Genomic DNA, 19,376 nt, shown 5'->3' with positions numbered 1-19,376 from the left:
CGACAATCATGGCTGAACGTTTCTGGCAGCGTCCCGATGGCCCTCGAGATCAAAACCATCGGCAATGGCGGTCGCTTCCTCCCGAATTGCGTTGGCGTCGACCGTCTGAATCTCGCCGTCCTCGAGAACGACGTTGCCGTCGATCATCGAGAATACGACGTCGTCGCCGTGGGCGCCGTAGACGAGATGCGAGAGCGGATCATGCAGCGGTGTTGCCCGGGTATGATCGGTATCGATGCCGATGATATCGGCTCGCCATCCCTCACGGATCGCGCCGAGTTTGTCGAAGCCAGCCGCGCGTGCCCCGTTCAGTGTCGCCATCTCGAGTAGTTCGCTTGCGGAGGCTGCAACCGGGTTGAGTCGGTCGACTTTCTGTAGGAGACTCCCCTGGCGCATCTCGGTGAACGGATCGAGCGTGTTGTTACACGGCGGGCCATCGTTGCCCAGTGCGACGTTGATCCCGCGCTCGAGATAGTCAACGACCGGCGCAATCCCGCTTGCGAGTTTCATGTTCGAAGATGGGCAGTGCGTGACGTGGGTACCCGTCTCTGCAAGTACCTCCCGTTCGCTTTCGTCAGTCCAGACGCAATGTGCGAGCACCACATCTTCGCCGGTAAGGCCGACCTCGTCGAGCCAGTGGATGTTTCGCAAGCCGGTATCACCTTCGACGGTTTCGATCTCACTGCGATTTTCGCTTGCATGCGTGTGGATCCGAACGCCGTCATAGGTGTCTGCCAACTCTCGAGCACCGCGGAGACAGTTTTCAGTACAGGAGACCGCAAATCGGGGTGTCACCGCATACCGGATGCGATCGTCGAACGCCCCATGGTACTCCTGAATGAGCTGTTCGCTTTCAGCGAGTGCGTCTTCGGTCGACTCGAGCAGTCCCTCGGGGGCGCGTTGGTCCATCAATACCTTGCCCAACACGCCGCGAATGCCGATTTCGCCAGCTGCTTCGAACGCCCGTTCGGCGTGATTGACCGAGAGGTGATCGATACAGGTCGTTGTCCCGCTCTCGATCATCTCGAGGTAGCCCAACTTCGCGGCGATTTCCATCTCGTCTGCGGTGAGCGAGGCTTCCATCGGCAACACGTACTCGAACAGCCAATCGAGCAGTTCGTGATCGTCGGCGATGCCACGGCCGAGACTCTGTACCGAGTGGAGATGGCCGCCGACGAGCCCCGGGAGAAGAATATCGACTGTGCGTTCCTCGAGGTTGGGATAGCGCTGGCGAAGCGTCTCTCGAGGCCCGACTGCCTCGATACGCGAGCCATCAACGACGATGCTACCGTCTTCGATGACGGTCGAGGCATCGGCGATGACGGTTCCAGAGAGTAACATAGGCGCATACGGTACGTTCTGCAGGAAAATGGTTGCTATCCAGCCTGGGACCAAATTGGAATACACACGAGATGTATATTCGGTGAAACTATTAGTTATCTACATGGAACACACGATATCTATAGTAGCCACTGACAGTCAGTGCACACCCAATCGCATGACGGCTATGCGATTGGTGTGTACACAGTTTCAGTTGTTACTATAGCAGCCTATTGCTGGTGACTGATTGCCGGGAGTCCACATCAAAGCCCCATCTGCTCACGGGTGCGAAGCGCCCGTTTGCATGGTCAGCGGGACCTTCGGTCCCGCGCTACCCTCAAGGACTGAGGCGCTTATTCGCCGAAGGAGTAGGGTGGGGTAGTTTACCGTGCCGTTCTGTCATCCACAACTCGAGGTCGGCACGAAACTTATCTGATTCGGGGCCGCTACTACGTATATGAACGACTCGGCGAGGTCTGCTGAATTTCTATTGTGGGGTGATGCAGACAATTCTGAAGCCCTCCAGCACTATCGGGCTCTTATCAATACGATCGACGATGGAGTCTACCGACTCGATGGTGAGGGACGTCTCATCGCGTTCAACGATGCGCTTGTTGCGCTGACTGGATACACACGCGAGACACTGCGTGGCGAGCACATGTCTGTGCTCTTCGGCGGAGACACTTTGGCGATCAGTCGCGAGGTCGACAGACTTCGAGCGAACCCAGACGAACAGAGCAACATCCTTACCCTTAGTATCGGGACTGCCGCCGAAGAACAGATTCACTGTACTGTCCGAGTCACCGTCCTCGAGACGAGCAACGGCCCACAGGGAGCTGTTGGCATTGTTCGCGAATGCCCTGACTGTGATGGAACGGGTCCAGAGACCACGGAAGCGACCTTCCGCCGGTTGTTCGAGAACGTTCCAGGGAACTATCTCATTGTCAAACCTGGGAACCACAAAATAATCGCCGTGAGCGACGCTTATCTCGAGGCGACGATGACTGATCGGGCGGATGTCTTGGGTGCTTCACTCTTTGAAATCTTTCCGAACAACCCTGACGACCCGGCTGATGGCGCCGAAAACTTGCGCCGTTCACTCGAGACAGTTACTGAGACCGGTGAGATCGATGTAATGTCGGTGACACACTATCCGATTCCCACCCGTGAGTCGGGTGGTGAGGAATTCGAGGAACGCTGGTGGAGCCCGATTAATTCGCCGGTTTTCACCTCAGACGGTGATCTCGAGTATATTATCCATTCTGTTGACGATGTCACGCCAATCGTTCAGGAGCTTCATGCAGATGGTGACATGGAGTTGTTGCAGGACCCCGACACGCCCGTCGACGAACAACTCGCATCCGATGTTGTCTTGCGTGGACAGAAGGTTCTCCGAGAGGCAAAGCAGGAGGCGTACGAACAACTGCGTGAGAGCGAAGAGCGGTTTCGTGCGTTAGTGACGACGACATCAGATGCTGTGTTCACGACGAACGCAGCGTGGACCGAGGTACAGAGTGTTGAGGGGACCAATTTCTTCCCCAATACTGACGAAGACGGATCATCGTGGATTGACGAGCACGTCCCGTCTGCGGACCGGCCCCGTGTTCGGGAAACCATCGACGACGCTATTCGTACACAACAAAGCTTCGAGCTTGAACACCGTATTATTCGCGAGGATGGTAGTGTCACCTGGGTCGTCTCGCGTGCCACCCCGCTTTTAGATGACGATGGAACCGTCACTCGCTGGCTCGGGACGGCGAACGACGTCACCGAACGGGTCGAACGCGAGCAAGAACTTGAGGATGCAAAAGAGCGGTTGGAGGCGGCGGCCGAAGCCGGTGCTGTTGGAACGTGGGAGTGGCACATTCCCGACGACCGGATGGTCACGAGTGCGTCGTTTGCCAATAAGTTCGGGATTGATCCGGACGCAGCTACTGAGGGGGTTTCACTTGAGGAGTTCATCACAGCCATCCACGAAGACGATCGCGAGCGCGTTAAACAACGAATCGAGGACGCCATCGAGTCGGGAGACGAGTACGACCAGGAGTATCGGGTCTGGAACGACGACGGCGACCTCCGATGGGTGGTTGCCCGCGGTCACGTCACGTACGACGACGATGGTGAGCCTGTTTTGTTTCCCGGTGCACTGGCTGACATCACCGAGCGCAAGCAGTTCGAACGCAAACTCGAGGCTTCCAACCAACGACTCGAGCAGTTTGCGTACGCGGCCTCACACGACCTCCAAGAGCCGCTGCGGATGGTTACAAGCTATCTCCAGTTGGTCGAGAACCGCTACGCAGACGAACTCGACGAGGATGGCCAAGAATTCATCGACTACGCCGTCGACGGTGCTGAACGGATGCGCGAGATGATCAACGGTCTCCTCGAGTATTCACGGATCGAAACGCACGGCGATCCGTTCGAACCGGTCGAATTGGACGCTGTGCTGGCAGATGTTCGCCAGGACCTTCACATGCGAATCGAAGAAAGCAACGCCGAGATCACGGCTGAATCGCTGCCTCGAGTCGACGGTGACGCAGGCCAGTTGCGCCAGGTCTTCCAGAACTTGTTGTCGAACGCAATTGAGTATAGTGGGGACGATCCGCCACGAGTAACAGTCTCGGCGACCACGGAGGGCTCAGATGCACTCATATCGGTTGCTGACGAGGGAATCGGTATTGAGCCAGACAACAGCGAGCGTGTTTTCGAACTCTTTCAAAGCTTACATCCAACCGATCAGCATTCGGGAACGGGCATTGGACTTGCCGTTTGCACCCGCATCATCGAACGCCACAGCGGTGACATCTGGCTCGAGTCAGAACCCGGTTCTGGGACGACGTTCTACTTTACGCTCCCGCGTGCAGACACCACTGTGTGAGCGCTGGGCCGCCCCGATGAGGGACTTATTTCTCCGTTCTGGGGATCACCTTTGGGTCTTTCCGGTGTGCTTTCGAGCGATTGCCTGGAACGAACGGGGATGGCGTCGACATCAACATTGTATTCATTGTGAACTATTAACTGTTCTATGCTGTTGAGTGAGTCTGTATCAAGAGACAATAAAATCAATTCACATATGGGACTCTGCGGATCTATAATAGTTGTATTTGTGTCCTATGGGCGGTTTAAGGCTCCTGTTTGAATTTTCCACTCTAAAAAGGAAAACTTATTGATAGTTATGTCGGTGTTTTTGTTGGTCGCGTCGTCAGCTATAACTTGAGATACACGGCGATTGCTTATTGATCTCTTGGTGGGTGTTATGCGCCTCTGCTTACAAAATACATATTTATACATGCTATTTTACCGTATTTACACTCAGATTGTATTTCCACAGCAGTCTTGTGAAGATCGTACTAGTACTCCCTCCCTCCGGTCGCTACCACTCGGCGACGCTCCCGTCGTCGTGTCTCCAGACTGGATTGTGCCAGTTGACGTCTTGTGCCGCGCGTTCGCGAACGACGTCCTCGTCAATATTGATGCCTAACCCAGGCCCAGTTGGCAGGGTGACGTACCCATCCTGGTACTCGAAGACGGTCGGATCAGCCAGGTAATCGAGCACATCACTCGTTTGATTGTAGTGGATATTGAGACTCTGTTCCTGAATCAGTGCATTTGGTGTACAGGCGTCAACCTGAATACACGAAGCCAGTGCGATTGGTCCGAGCGGACAATGTGGCGCAACGGCAACGTCGTAGGCCTCTGCCATGCTCGCAATTTTCTTGACCTCGGTAATGCCGCCAGCGTGGGAGAGGTCCGGCTGGATCACGTCAACGACGCCCTGCTTGAACAGCGATTTAAAGTCCCACCGAGAGTACATTCGTTCACCGGTCGCGATTGGAACCGTCGTGTGCTGAGCGATTTCTGGGAGCGCGTCGTTGTGTTCCGGCAAGACTGGCTCTTCGATGAACATCGGTTCGTACGGCTCGAGAGCCTCGACGAGTCGCTTGGCCATCGGTTTGCTGACACGGCCATGGAAGTCCACGCCGATGTCGACATCATCACCAACGGCGTCACGAACTTCGGATAGCCGGTCTCGAGCCTCCTGAACGGCCCCAGGAGTATCGACACGGCGCATCTCCGAGGTGCCGTTCATTTTCAATGCGGTAAAGCCGTTGTCAACTTTTTCAACTGCAGCGTGACCGACCTCGGACGGCCGGTCGCCACCGATCCATTGGTAGACACGAATACGGTCGCGGGCAGCACCACCAAGTAATTCGTAGATTGGTGCATCAAACTGCTTTGCTTTGATGTCCCACAGCGCCTGGTCGATTCCAGAGATGGCGCTCATGAGAATGGGTCCACCGCGATAGAAGCCCCCGCGGTAGAGGCGTTGCCAGTGATGCTCGATCCGTGACGGATCTTCATCGAGGAGATAGTTGTCCATCAGTTCCTCGACAGCAGTACGGACGGTCTTTGCACGGCCTTCGACGACTGGCTCTCCCCAGCCAACGGTGCCGTCGCTCGTCGTGATTTTGAGGAATACCCAGCGTGGCGGTACCTCGAACAGTTCGTACTCAGTGATTCTTGTCATGGATCTCTGTGAATGCGTCTATGTTGGGAGAGTGTTGCAGTTGGTCTTTGATGTTGTGCAGCTAGTATCGATGGGGTAGCCGATCCAATGCTTGAATCCGAAACCGCATTGAGAGACAGCCTTTGTAGATCGCCCCAGACTGTATTATGACCCCTTCGTTCCAGTGTTTGAGAGTCCTTCAACGAGCCAACTCTGGACGAACGCGAACAGCAACAAGACGGGGATCATCGTCACTACTGCTGCTGCAGTGACTGCTCCCCAGTCGACTTGGTTAGCCGTCTGGAATAACTGGAGACCCATCGGTAGCGTTCGCGTGCCCGAGGACTGCGAGAGGATGGACACGAAGAGGTAATCGTTCCACGAGGCGATAAACGCGTAGAACGCGCTTACGGCAATTCCTGGAATCGACAGCGGAACGATGATTTTGTACATGATCTGGATCCGATTACAGCCATCCATCATTGCTGCGTCGTCGAGTGCCTCCGGGATCCCATCGAAGAACCCTTTCAGGAGCCAGACAGCGAACGGGAGGGCACCGACAGTGTGGCCGATCACCAGTCCCATCAGGCTGTCAACGAGGTTCAGCCGGAACATGATGGTAAACAGTGGCAACAATACGAGCACCAGTGGAAGCATCTGACTCGAGATGAGCCCAATGATCACGTAGTCTCGGCCAGGGTACTCGAATCGGCTCACTGAATACGCTGCTGGGATGGCAACGACCAGCGTGAGAAGGGTCGTTGCAGCGGCTACAATGACGGAATTGAGGAAGTACTGCTGGAAGAGCCCATCGCCCAGCACGCGCTCATAGTTGGCAATCGTGTACTCGTCGATCGATGGGATCAACTCGCCGCTGTAGAGTCCAGAGGTCGTCAAGAATGACGAGAGCATGAGCCAGACGATCGGGACGAGCAAGAAGATGTAATAGGCGAACAACAGGCCGTAAACGGTCGCGGCTTTGCGAATCGACATGTCATTGCCCAAATGTCGATCGAACCGCTGGATGAGGCCGTCTATCGTCCCATCGGCATCAGTCGATTGCGAGGTGTCCGTTTTCGTCGCCATTAGTTGAAGTCCTCCAGTTTGATGTAGATCGTCGTGAACGTGACCATGATCACCATCATCACGACACCAACGCTCGCTGCGTACCCGAGTGCGTAGGTTTCGAACGCCTCGCGGTAAATGTACGTTGGCAGCACTTCAGTCGTCTGCAACGGTCCGCCGCCGGTCGACAGCCAGACGAAGTCGAAGTTGTTGAACGTGAACAACACGTGCAACACGATCATGATCATCGAGACGTACGAGATGTTCGGCAGCGTAATATATCGGAATTGCTGGATTGAGCTTGCCCCGTCCATCTGGGCTGCTTCGTAGAGATCACGTGGGATTGACTGCATCGCGGCATACAGTGCAATTGCGAAGAACGGAACGTTCTTCCAGACGTGCATGAGGATAACCAGCGGCATTGCCCACCGGGTATCCGCAAACCAGTAGGTCGTCGGAAGTCCGAGCCGTTCGAAGATGATGTTTACTGCACCGTAGCCTGGCTGAACCAGCCAGTTGAAGATAATCACGATGACGATCACAGGCAGCACCCACGTCACCATCGTAAGGCTTCGGAAGATTTGGATACCCGGAACCTTCTGCATCAACAACAAGGCTAGCCCGAGTCCAAGCAGGTACTGGAAGGCAACGGCAACCCCGGTCAATACCGCAGAGTTCCACAATGCCGTCCGGAATAGTTCGTCGTTCACTAACTGGCTGTAGTTCCCGAGACCAACCCAGGTCCAATCATCTGGCTGGAGCATCGATCGCTCCTGGAAACTCATCAAAATACCCTCGAGGATTGGGTAGCCGATGATGACTCCCATAATGACGACTACCGGTGCGAGGAACGCGTAGCCGAGCCAACTCTCCTTCGAAAGGGAGAGTAGCTCGCGGACGTATGTTCCGGAACGGTCTGATTGCGTAGACATTGATTAGTATATGGAGCGACTCGACAGCTCAGGCCTCGAGTTGGACATCGGCTTCAGAGAGTGCTGCTTCGAGTTCCTCGGCAGCGGTTGCGGGGTCGGTCTCGTCGTAGATGACCTCCTCTATTGCATCGTACATCGGGGTTCGAACCTCGCCCCACTGAATCTGCGCTGGGGCGACACCGTTCTCGAACGCATCTTCGAACGTCTCGAACGCCTCCAGGTCGTGTTCGACCTCGAGGGAGTCATGCGTCGGTGCGTTTGTCGCTGGATCAGCGTCCTCGAACCGCTGCATCATCTCTGGGCTCGTGAACAGTTCAAGTGCCTCGAGTGAGGCATCGAGGTCGTCGGTGTGGGCGTTGATCATGACTGGCGAGACTTCCATATACGTTGCTCGCTCGCCGCCATCGATGACAGGCAGTTCTGCAATCCCAGTGTTTTCTTCGATGACTTCGGCTTGCTCATCGGAGGAGTCGGCATCCTGTTGAATCCATGGTCCACAGTGGATCATTGCGTGGTCACCCATCGAGTATCCTTCGTCGTTGGTTTCCCAGCCGGCACCACGGTAATCATCGTCAGCCATCGGTTCGTCACCGTGGAACAGATTGTAATACAGCGTATCGAGGACGATTTCGAAATCATCAGCAGTTGCTTGCAACACCCATTCGTCACCATCGTATTCGTAGATGTTACCAGTACGCTGGTAGACGTGTGAGAGGAACTCCTGTGTTGCGCGAACCTCGCCGTGTTCAGTCGTCAGGTGGAGGCCGTTCATGTCCTCGTTCGCGTTGATCTCTCCAGCTAGTTCGACCAATTCATCGAGGTCCTCTGGTGGCCCGTCTTCGTACCCATACTCCGCGAGAATATCTGTCCGGTAAACAAGTGCGCGACCATTGCCGCCAGCGAGTGGCAGGCCCCAAAGTTCACCCTGGAACTCGAAGGCGTCGATTGCAGCGTCAAGATAGCCATCGAAATGATCGAAATCCTGAACGTGGTCAGTCAACGGTTCTATCGCATCCGCCGCAACGTAATCGCCCGGATGCTCGAGGACGCCCTCGAGAAGGTCCGGTGTTCCCGTGTTGCCACCGGTGAGCACGTTGCTCTGTAAATCGTCGTACTGGTACTCAGTTAGCTCCCACTCCTGGCCGGTTTCTTCTTCCAGTTCGGATTCGAACTCTGGTCGGAAGTCCTCGAGGTGGTCTTCATCCCACCACCCTGCCCAGAAGGTGCGCCCGTCATCATCATCGTCACCGAGGCAACCCGCAAGAGCTGCAACGGTCGTTGCACCACTCGCTTTCAGGAAGGTCCGCTTGCTAAGCTCCATCGTATACTCCACTGTCTTGGACCAACTATGATAAAAGTCAGTCTCAGAATCTGGACAAAAAGGGATGAAAACAATTCTGGCCAGCCAACAGTCTAAGCGCTAAATTTCCTTAACGCACGAGCGAGGGCCTGCTGCGACAATTTTATGCTGGTGTCTGAGACAGATGCATGTAGATGCCAACGATAACCTTCATCGGTGCCGGAAGTATGGTCTTCGCAAAGAACCTCGTCGGTGATATCCTTTCATTTGATGCCCTCTCTGACAGCACGATTAGGCTCATGGATATCGACGACCACCGCCTCGAGCAGACGACCGCTGTTGCCGACGCGATGGTCGAAAACGGTGATGTCGACGCCACTATCGAGTCGACGACTGACCGCCGCGAGGCGCTCGAGGGTGCTGATTACGTCTTGAATATGATCAACGTTGGCGGGACCGAGCCGTTCGAAAACGAGATCCGTATCCCACAGGAGTATGGCGTCAAACAGTCAATTGGTGACACGTTGGGGCCTGGCGGTGTTTTCCGTGGGCTGCGGACGATTCCAACGATGCTCGAGATCGCTCGAGACATGGAGGAACTGTGCCCTGATGCCTTGCTGTTGAACTACACTAATCCGATGGCGATTCTCTGTTGGACGATGGCCGAAGCGACGGACATCGAAACGATTGGTCTCTGTCACAGTGTTCCACACACCGCCGAAGCGATTGCAGACTACGTTGGACTCCCAGAGGACCAACTGGACTATTGGGTCGCCGGAATCAACCACATGGCGTGGTTCCTCGAACTGGAGCACGACGGGACAGACGTCTATCCGATGCTCGAGGAGGCAATGACGGATCCCGAAATTTACGAGCGGGACACGGTCCGTTTCGAAATCATGAACCACTTCGATGCGTTCGTCACGGAATCGAGCCACCACTTCTCGGAGTACGTCCCGCACTTCCGCACGGATGAGGCCGTGATCGACGAGATGACTGGGACGGACTACGCCGAGCGGATGCCAACCGCGACGTACCTTAACGGCTGGAAGGAACGCTCCGAAGAACGCGACAGTGCTCTCGACGATTTCAATCCCGAAGACGCTGAGATCGAACGCTCCGAGGAGTATGCTGCCCGTTTGATTCATTCTCTCGAGACGGATACACCGCGTCGACTCAACCTCAACGTCCCGAACCACGACGAGCATATCACGAATCTCCCCAGCGAAGCCTGCGTCGAAGTCCCGTGTCTGATCGACGGCACTGGCGTCCGACCGTGCTCAGTCGGCGATCTGCCACCACAGCTGATCTCACTGATCCGAACCAATGTCAACGTCCAACAGCTCGCGGTCAAAGGTGGTCTCGAGGGCGACCGTGACGCCGTTCACCAGGCGCTCAAACTCGATCCGCTAACCGCAGCAGCGCTTTCGCTCGACGAGATTCACGACATGACTGAGGAACTCATCGACGCGAACGAAGCGTACCTCCCGACGTTAACCTAATCACCCAGTTTCTTTTTACGCTGTTCGACCACTCGAGAGTCTATGCTGTCGCGTTCGTGTTCGACCCCGGGATGACTGTCTCTTCGTCCAGTGAGGCATTCTTAAGTGCCTCTCCGCTTTCGGCGTCGAAGACGTGAATATCGTCCTCGGGGAACGTCACATGGAGCGTTTCGCCAGGCTGTAACCGTGGTGTGCCGTCGATACTGGCAGTGTAGGTTTGTGATCCGATGTCGATGTTGATATGCGAAACGTCACCAAGCGGTTCGACGACGTTAACAGTCGCTTCGATTGCGTTCGGATCGTCTGGTGCTGCCAGCCTGATGTCTTCGGGCCGGATTCCAAGCGTGTATGTCCCGGTTGTCGTCTCGAGTTCGCTGGTCGTCGTCTCGGTAAGCGTATAGGCAAATACGTCGTGCTCGAAGGTCGCATCAGCCAACGTGACATCAAGGAAATTCATGCTTGGCGAGCCGATGAAGCCGGCGACGAACCGGTTTGCGGGCTCGTGGTAGCACTCGAGCGGCGTGCCAACCTGTTGTAACTCTCCGTCGTTGAGAACCGCGATTCGATCACCCATGGTCATCGCTTCGGTCTGGTCGTGGGTGACGTAAATCGTCGTCACGTCGAGTTCTTGCTGGAGATTCTGCAACTCCATTCGCATCTGCGACCGGAGCTTTGCATCGAGATTCGAGAGTGGCTCGTCCATCAAGAACACGGAGGGATCCCGAACAATCGCCCGACCAAGTGCCACACGCTGTTGCTGGCCACCCGAGAGTTCACCAGGCTTCTTCTCGAGGAGGTCCTCAATACCGGTCACTTCCGCGACGTCTTCAACCCGGTCATTGATGTCGTCTTTCGCCATATCGGTCGTCATTTTCAGCCCGAACGCCATGTTCTCTCGAGCCGTCATGTGTGGATACAGCGCGTAACTCTGGAATACCATCGCCATATCTCGAGCCGAGGGGTTACTGTGCGTAACGTCTTCTCCATCCACGACGATTTCACCCGAACTCACGGTTTCCAGACCGGCGATACAACGGAGCGTCGTTGATTTGCCACACCCGGACGGACCGACGAGGACGAGAAACTCACCATCTTCGATCGTGAAATCGAGATCGTCAACTGCGACGATATCGTTCTCGCCGGTGTTGAAGACCTTTCTCAGGTTCCGAATCGCAATCTGACCCATGTGAACGGCAATCGTACCCTCGGATATTAAGACTTTGGTCACAGTATCGATTGGCGGTGTTTCTCGCTCGATTTGATCGGGCCATCTTTTGCTTTTCTGTCTACCCACTCTATTGTTTGTTTTCAGATCCAGAATTCGTCATCGCTCGTGTGTTCACGGTGTGTGAATAATGTGTGTTGCACCGAAGGTGTGCAGTTCGTACGATGATGGACAGCCCCTAGTGGCTTTGAGTCCACGTCTGGCTCGAGTGAGCCCACACTTGCTCTACTGTGTTCATCAAGTATGAACAATTTTTTGTCGATGGGGTGTGGATATATTTCTATGACCACGGTAAATGTCCCTCCAGGGTCTGACGAGCAACCGACTGCGACGACGTCTGTAACGAGTGTACGGGTGATTGAGGCACTCAAAGACCGCCACACTGCGGGTGTCACTGAACTGGCTACCGAACTCGAACTGTCGAAAGGAACGGTTCACAAACACCTCAACACGCTTCGACAGTTAGATTACGTCGTCAAGGATGGTCACGAGTATCGATTGAGTGTCAGCTTCCTTGGACTGGGAACAAGCGCTCGAGCCCGCCTTCCCATCTATGATGCTGCGTTACACCCACTGGAAGATCTGGCAGCAGCAACGGGCGAAACGGCGAGTCTGATGATCCCTGAACATGGACACGGCATATACATCGCACAAGAAAGTGGTTCCAGACAGCGTACGGATGATGTGCGAGTCGGTGATAGGCTTCCCATGCACGCAACTGCGGGTGGGAAGGCTATCCTTTCGTACATGCCTCCAGACGAACGCAACATGATTCTTGACCGCCGTGGACTTCCAGCCCTCACTGAGCACACCATTACGGATCGAGACGAACTCGAGGACGAACTCCAACTTGTCCGTGACCGCCGAACTGCTTACGATCGGGGCGAGCACCGTTCGAATCGTCACTGTATTGCTCACCCAGTGATGGATGCTGATGAGCGTGCAATCGCTGCAGTAACAGTCTCGGGACCAGCAACCCGGATGAAACGCAAGGACGCAAGTACCGATTTCGAGAGCCTCGTTGGTAGTACGATAAATTCCATCCGTAATCGTCTTTCACGTCTCGAGGACTAATTACGAACATACTATTGTAATCTATGTGTTCACACTTCATGAACAATAGGCGAATATGCGGCGTATTCTGGGTCAAATTTGGCTATTATGCGTTATACTCGAAGATCACTCGTCAGTCTGTTTTTGATATGTGAACATCGACTATTGATAGATAAGTTATTATTTTCGATGCGTGTTTTGTCTGGTGGCAGATCTAAATGAATAGCAGCGCGAGTTCCCTGCCCTTCCGAAAACCGTAGGTTTTCGGCTTTCGCAAATCGAAGATTTGCGTCAACACCGTGGGCGGGGGTAAAGCGCGTCACTCCGGCATATGTTCCGTCTCCTCGATATACCGTTCAACCACTTCCTCCGATACTGCTTCCGTTGTTCCCACGTAGTATCCAACCTTCCAGAATCCACCGCCCCAGAAATACGACTCTCGAATCTCGGGATACCGTTCCAGCAAGTGCTTTCCAGAGTACGACTTGAACTGCCGTGCTACCTCAGCAGGGCTATGTTTCGGGTCTGTTTGCACGAACAGATGAATGTGGTCGTCTGCAATCTCCAACGCCAAGATCTCGTGGCCGAAGTGGTCGGCAGTCTCCGCAAACAACTCTCTCACGTCCTCCTCGACCACACCGAGAACAGGGTGTCTATACTGAGCGGGATCAGAGATCCCGCGAGGTACGCAAAGTGGTTCGAAACGTGCGAACACGTTTCGTCATCACGAGACGGCGCGCCGTCTCGAACGACTTCGCTTTGCTTGACTTTAGACACCACACGAAATGATACTTGCAGGAACTAACCGAATGTGCGTGACTGCGGTACTCTTCCATCTCTAATCTCTACATTTATGATAATCTGGAACGATTGTCAATGCATGGGTGAAGAAGCCACGAAGACGATCCAGACGCGCCTCCACATAGCGTCTGGTGAACGATCGTGGCTTCACGACGCCCGCCTCGCCTCACGCGAGAGCTTCAACCAAACCATCCGCCTCAAACAACAAGGGTACAATCGCACCGAGATACAAAAGGAGGTTGACCCGACGACTTCCTACAGAACAACAAGTGCGCGGTCGTCGGCAAAGCCCTCCAAACATGGGACTCCTACCAATCACTCAAAGACTGGTGGGAGAATCAAGACGACCCTGACCGAGGGAAGCCGACTCCGCCGAGTACGGACAAATCTGGTGCCTACCCGCTTGTGATGGCGCACACGGAAGGCTACCGCCTCACCGTGAACAACAACACGAACCGCGTCCAGTTCCGCATCAGCCCGAAACCCTACAAGAAGGTGAAGGGCCATCTTCGCGGTGAGCCGGACGCAATGAACGAACTTCGAGACGCCCTCACGTCGGATGAGGTGGATATAGGACAGGCCGACCTCCTGTCTCGAAAATCAAAGATTTTCGACGAGTCATCGAAGTGCCACGGCACTTCGAGATACCGCGATGGCGTGTACTACCTACACGTCACGGTCACACGCGAGTTCGACGTGCCCGAACCCGATACCGCCGATACGGTAGTCGGTGTGGACATCAACGAGCGCAACGTCGCTCTCACCGCCCTCGACCGCGACACGATGCGAACGAAGGGCACACTCGTCCTCGACTACGGACGGGTGAAGCAGGAACGCCAACGCTACCACACCATTACGAAACGTTGTCAGGAATACGGCAAGACGAGCATCCACCAGAAACTCAGTGACAAAGAAGAGCGATTCACCGAGTGGGTGTTGCACCGTCTTTCCCGTGCTGTCGTAAAGTTCGCAGAGCAGTTCCCGAACCTGGTTATCGTGTTCGAGGATATGAGTGGTATCCGCGAGGAGATGCAGTACGGGTCGTATATGAACCGCCGGTTGCACAAACTGCCGTTCCACAAATTTGAGAAGTTCGTCTCGTACAAGGCGACGTGGCGGGAGATTCTGACGGATACGGTGGACGCTTACTACAACTCGCAGACGTGTTCGTGCTGTGGTGAGCGTGGGTATCGGCAGGGTCGGCGGTTCAGATGTCCGAACGACGAGTGTGACGTGGCGCAAGACCACGCCGACCGGAATGCGTCGGTGAACATCGCGTGGCGCGAGAAGGCGAAAATTGACAGTAATACTACAGATTACCGGACTCACAAAACCCAGCCGCAGGTGCGGTTGGTGCGTCTGTCCGGGTCGGGGCGCGTAAGCCGCCCAACCTCATCCCGCTCGCTTGCCGAGCAGGGAGTGCTAGCACACAGCTGAGGGAACCAACAAAAGCCCCGGGCCACCGCGCCCGAGGCTGTTTACTACTGTGTCTTGAGACAGAAATATCGGAAACAAATATACGCTCCCCACTACAGGAAGTGGTAATGACCGCCGATGAACATCCGAACGTGCTCATGGTCTTGACGGACCAACAGCGCTGGGATACGCTTGGTGCATACGGATGCCCACTGAATCTCACGCCAACACTCGATGGACTCGCAACGCGCGGGACTGTTTTGAAACAGGCGATCACTCCACAACCGCTGTGTGGCCCGTTCCGTGCGATGTTCCAGAGTGGGAAGTATGCCAGTGAGGTCGACGTATGGCGAGATACGATGCCCATTTCGACCGACGAGTTGCGTCTCCCTCGACAATTCAAAGAGGCTGGATACGACGTTGGGTATGTCGGCAACTGGCATATCTCAGGGACCTTCGATGATCCTATTCCCGAAAATCTCCGTGGTGCGTACGAAGATTTCTGGATTGCTGCTGACGTCCCGGAATTCACGTCCTATCCGATGGAAGGACACTTGTTCGGTCCTGACAACGAGCCTGTCGAGTTTGATTCGTATCGTGCAGATGCGTTCACTGACTTTGCATGCAAGGCCATCGCGTCTCTCTCGGAGCCGTTTTTTCTCGTCGTTGCGTATCTCGAACCGCACAATCAGAACGATATGATGACGTACGCCGCTCCGGATGGGTATGCAGAACCCTACAAGAAGCGGCCGTATGTTCCCGAGGACCTCCGTAATCGACCTGGTGACTGGTACGAAGAGCTCCCAGACTACTATGGGACCGTCAAACGCCTTGACGAGTGTGTCGACGACCTCTTGGAAGCACTCTCTGCCCGGGATATCGAAGACGAAACGATTGTAGCCTATACTGCGGATCACGGCTGTCATTTCCGTACTCGACCGGGTGAGTACAAGCGAACACCCCACGAGTCTGCTGTCCGGGTCCCTGCTGTTTTAGCTGGCCCCGAATTCGACATGGGTACTGCTATCGAGACGCCGACGAGTCTTGTCGACCTTCCGCCGACGTTGCTTGCTGCCGCTGGAATTGATATTCCCGATGCGATGCACGGGGATAGCTTTCTTCCGATTGCCCACGGTGACAGACCCGATACCGGCGGTGATGCGTTCATCCAAATTAGTGAGTCTCAGGTTGGTCGAGCGCTCCGAACCGATCAGTGGAAATACGGTGTTGCCGCAACTTCTTCGACCGGATGGCGAGGTGGAAGTGGAACGAAATCATCTGACACGTACGTTGAACGGTATCTCTATGACCTCGCACGGGACCCACACGAAAAGGTCAACCTAGTTGGCCGACCTGATTTCCGATCCATCGCTGATGACCTCCAAGCGCGTCTTCTCGAGTACATCGAAACGGTGGAAGGTGAATCCCCCCGAATTAGGCCGTACGAAAACGGGTATAGTGTGTTCTGAGATCCAGCCGCATAATTGATATTGTCAATTCTCAACTAATCATGAATCCGTGTGCCCAGTTATGACGAAATCAATCAATAGTACTGCTCACTAACTGTATAGCAGAATCTCATCTCAGAACGGGTCCTGACTATATGATAATTCAATTGATTCATATACAAACTATGTTGTGCTGAAGATTACATGATTGTGAGATATCAAATGACAACTCACAAAATATTATGTGTGTCAAATAGTATTTACTTTTACTCATTCTTGTGCTGTCCACCACTACGCTGTCTGCCAGTACTACATAGTATGAATATTTACTGTTCTACTCAAGTATCAATATCTAATCTATACTACAGGAAATAAAATCATCATATCTGTGAATTTTGACGGGATATTATATAAGTTCTCATATTTCTCTCCTCAATTGATACCATCCTCTCCTCAGACGCTCGAGCCATCGAGTATTTTATTAATCAAACAATTCTGCTCGCCCTTGAGGAATGGCTGGAACATTACAACTCTCGTTTTATATTTTTGCGGAGTCTATTCGTTCTCAACACTCACTGTTTTGGTGACTCTGATATTTGTATATAAATCACCTACCATATGGCACCATATGACACTTGTTAGCGGGCACCCCAATCTTTGGGTGTGTTTGACGAAACAGCATGGTCTCGGGAGGACCAGGATACAAAACGGGTGGAAACGGCACCAGAAACAAAAACAATCGAAGATATCGATCTCGCTGAAATCCGTGGTGGGCCGATTTCGAAGTTCGTGGTGGCGTTTGCGGTTGGCTTTTTCTTTTTTCTCGTCCCAGTACCCTGGGACGGCCAGATAACAGTCCCTTTTGACATCGCCGTCAATTGGATCACGGGAACGTACCCGATGTTTGCGGGAGTCTACGCACTCGGCCTCATCGCAGCCGGCGGGCTCTTGACGACGCTTGCCGAGTTCCGAAAGCGCGGAGTCATCTCGATCAGCGACAACCGGACCGAACAACTGGCGCTTCCCTACTGGGAGACCTCTACCCCGTTCTGGTTTTTCCGAGTCGCTGGTGCTGTCCTCGCGCCCGTCTTGTTCTTCGAAATCGGTCCCGAGTGGCTCGTTGGTCCTGCCACTGGCGGTCTCGTCTGGGGCACGCTTATTCTGAGCGTCGCGGTGATCATCCCCATCGGTGCAATCTTCATCAATCTCTTCGTCGAACTCGGCGGCCTCGAGTTCGTTGGCACAATGGCACGTCCGATCATGCGCCCACTGTTCAAAATCCCTGGCCGGTCAGCCCTTGACAGCGTCGCCTCGTGGGTGGGTTCCTACAGCGTCGGACTCTACGTGACGCGAAACGTCTTCGATCGTGGTGAGTACTCGAAGCAGGACGTCTACATCATCAGCACCTGTTTCGCAACCGTCTCGATCGGGTTCGTCGGCGTCGTCGCTGCAACGGTCGATCTCCTCGAGTTGTTCCCAGTAATCTTCCTGTCGTACCTCGTCTGCATTGCGGTGACAGGCATTATCCTCGTTCGGATTCCGCCGTTGAGTAACGTCCCGGAGGAGTACATCGCTGAGCCAAATCCCGAGACGCCGTTTCGAGGGTCTCCAGGGGATTACTTCCGGTTTGGCCTCTCAGAAGCCGTCAAGAAGGCTGAGGAGGGTGGAACGATTCTCGGTGCGTCGGTTCGCGGGTTCATTGACGGAATCAAACTCGCCATCTTGATTTTAGGGACGATCCTCTCGATCGGTCTTGCGGCGGTCATCGTCGCTGAGAACACGCCTGTATTCGACATTATCGCACAGCCTCTGATTCCGGTCTTCGAACTCCTTGGCATTCCGGACGCTGAGGTCGTCGCACCGGCGTCGATCATCGGCATCACCGAGATGTTTATCCCGGCACTGTTGGTCGCTGAAGCCGATGCAATGGCGCGATTTTTCATCGCGTTGCTGTCGATCTCTCAGCTGATCTTTTTCTCGGCGACTGCGCCGATGATGATGGATATGTTCAGCGATATCCCGATTCGGTTCCGTGATCTCGTCTTGCTGTTCGTCATGCGAACGATCATCCTCATCCCGGTCATCACGGTGATCACGCACGCTGTTGCGGCGCTTGGCTTGCTCTAAGGCACCGGGGCATACGTTTGAGCTAGTACAGATACGAGACGAGTGAGGTGAGCAATTTTCGTTCGGCCCGACGCAGATGGTCTTCTGTTGCCCGTCGACTGATCCCGACTTCGTCGGCGAGCGCTGCTGTCGTTGTCTCTCGAGGAAGGTCGTAGTACCCGGCATCGACGGCGAGTGTGAGTACCTCGCGCTGGCGTTCGGTTAGGTCTGGGATGACATCGTCGAGGGTCAAGAGCGGAGTTGACTGTACCGGCGTACTGATTTCGCGTTTAGCTCGGACGTCGATTTCGAACTCATCCGCGACGAGGTCGGCATAGAGGGTGGTGAGATTCGCGGACTCAAGCGCGAGGATACGACACTGTTTTTCGCCGTTTTCGTATCGAAGCGGCGGCAACAACAGGCAGTTGTTTGCTCGAAGATAGCGCTCGATGTGGGTAACTTCGTGTTGTTTGAGACACGAACTCGTGATAACGACGGCTTCTTCCTCACGCCGGAGTTCTGCTTCGATGCCGATATCGGTGCGAATCTGTGACAACAGTGGATCAATCTCGCTCCCGGAGACGTACAGCAGGTCCGAGTGGTCGTTACACCAGAGTTCGATTCGGCAGTCCGCGTTACCGGTCGGACCGGTGTAGGCGCTCGAGTCGCTGATCGAAAACGTCGCCTCGTACATAGCGGCG

At 54.6% G+C, this 19,376-nt stretch carries 12 protein-coding genes and 2 pseudogenes; 6 read left to right on the top strand and 8 right to left on the bottom strand.

Annotated elements, in window-relative coordinates; translation table 11 throughout:
- Positions 1–6: 6 nt before the first annotated feature.
- Positions 7–1,341, bottom strand: coding sequence for a 5'-deoxyadenosine deaminase (locus G6M89_RS17255; protein WP_165163113.1), 1,335 nt, complete (start codon positions 1,339–1,341; stop codon positions 7–9).
- Positions 1,342–1,777: 436 nt separating this feature from the next.
- Between G6M89_RS17255 and G6M89_RS17250 the strand changes: the two genes are divergently transcribed.
- Positions 1,778–4,198 carry a PAS domain S-box protein gene (locus G6M89_RS17250; protein ID WP_165163112.1) on the top strand — a complete coding sequence of 807 codons (2,421 nt, stop codon included), beginning with the start codon at positions 1,778–1,780 and terminating at the stop codon, positions 4,196–4,198.
- Between the two features lie 495 nt (positions 4,199–4,693).
- Here the strand turns inward: G6M89_RS17250 and dgoD are convergent, their stop codons facing one another.
- From dgoD to G6M89_RS17230, 4 genes are all read right to left on the bottom strand, one after another.
- Entirely contained in the window at positions 4,694–5,848 is a 1,155-nt protein-coding gene (gene dgoD, locus G6M89_RS17245) for a galactonate dehydratase (protein WP_165163111.1), read from the bottom strand.
- Positions 5,849–5,992: 144 nt separating this feature from the next.
- The gene (locus G6M89_RS17240; RefSeq protein WP_206335603.1) at positions 5,993–6,913 is read right to left on the bottom strand and encodes a carbohydrate ABC transporter permease; all 921 of its coding nucleotides are present in this window, start codon (positions 6,911–6,913) and stop codon (positions 5,993–5,995) included.
- Positions 6,913–7,824, bottom strand: coding sequence for a carbohydrate ABC transporter permease (locus G6M89_RS17235; RefSeq protein ID WP_165163110.1), 912 nt, complete (start codon positions 7,822–7,824; stop codon positions 6,913–6,915). Before G6M89_RS17235 ends, G6M89_RS17240 begins: the two co-directional genes overlap by 1 nt.
- Positions 7,825–7,852: 28 nt before the next feature.
- Complete coding sequence (locus tag G6M89_RS17230) at positions 7,853–9,145, bottom strand: substrate-binding domain-containing protein (protein WP_165163109.1); 1,293 nt, start codon at positions 9,143–9,145, stop codon at positions 7,853–7,855.
- A gap of 173 nt (positions 9,146–9,318) precedes the next feature.
- On the opposite strand from G6M89_RS17230, the gene melA reads away from it, so the two are divergent.
- Positions 9,319–10,626, top strand: a complete 1,308-nt coding sequence (gene melA / locus G6M89_RS17225; RefSeq protein ID WP_165163108.1) for an alpha-galactosidase — start codon at positions 9,319–9,321, stop codon at positions 10,624–10,626.
- 40 nt (positions 10,627–10,666) lie between these two features.
- On the opposite strand, the gene G6M89_RS17220 is transcribed toward melA, so the two are convergent.
- Positions 10,667–11,812 carry an ABC transporter ATP-binding protein gene (locus tag G6M89_RS17220; protein ID WP_165163107.1) on the bottom strand — a complete coding sequence of 382 codons (1,146 nt, stop codon included), beginning with the start codon at positions 11,810–11,812 and terminating at the stop codon, positions 10,667–10,669.
- A gap of 321 nt (positions 11,813–12,133) precedes the next feature.
- Here G6M89_RS17220 and G6M89_RS17215 point away from each other — a divergent pair, with 321 nt between their 5' ends.
- A complete protein-coding gene (locus G6M89_RS17215) occupies positions 12,134–12,925 on the top strand; it encodes an IclR family transcriptional regulator (protein ID WP_165163106.1) in 792 nt (263 codons plus the stop codon).
- 298 nt (positions 12,926–13,223) lie between these two features.
- Here the strand turns inward: G6M89_RS17215 and tnpA are convergent.
- Positions 13,224–13,740: pseudogene (tnpA, locus tag G6M89_RS17210) on the bottom strand (IS200/IS605 family transposase).
- A gap of 44 nt (positions 13,741–13,784) precedes the next feature.
- Between tnpA and G6M89_RS17200 the strand changes: the two are divergent.
- The 3 genes and pseudogenes from G6M89_RS17200 to G6M89_RS17190 all read left to right on the top strand — a co-directional run bounded on the left by G6M89_RS17200 (position 13,785) and on the right by G6M89_RS17190 (position 18,696).
- Positions 13,785–15,142: pseudogene (locus tag G6M89_RS17200) on the top strand (RNA-guided endonuclease TnpB family protein).
- Between the two features lie 107 nt (positions 15,143–15,249).
- Entirely contained in the window at positions 15,250–16,590 is a 1,341-nt protein-coding gene (locus G6M89_RS17195) for a sulfatase-like hydrolase/transferase (RefSeq protein ID WP_206335602.1), read from the top strand.
- 642 nt (positions 16,591–17,232) lie between these two features.
- Positions 17,233–18,696 (top strand): YjiH family protein, encoded by a 1,464-nt coding sequence (locus tag G6M89_RS17190; RefSeq protein WP_343162657.1) that lies wholly within the window; start codon positions 17,233–17,235, stop codon positions 18,694–18,696.
- A 22-nt stretch (positions 18,697–18,718) separates the two neighbouring features.
- Here the strand turns inward: G6M89_RS17190 and G6M89_RS17185 are convergent, their stop codons facing one another.
- The gene (locus G6M89_RS17185) at positions 18,719–19,369 is read right to left on the bottom strand and encodes a helix-turn-helix domain-containing protein (protein ID WP_165163105.1); all 651 of its coding nucleotides are present in this window, start codon (positions 19,367–19,369) and stop codon (positions 18,719–18,721) included.
- Between the last annotated feature and the right edge of the window lie 7 nt (positions 19,370–19,376).

The organism is Natronolimnobius sp. AArcel1 (assembly GCF_011043775.1).
In the GTDB taxonomy this organism is placed as follows: Archaea; Halobacteriota; Halobacteria; order Halobacteriales; family Natrialbaceae; genus Natronolimnobius.
Note: the sequence above shows the minus strand (reverse complement) of the source record. Positions and strands in the feature narration are given on the sequence as shown.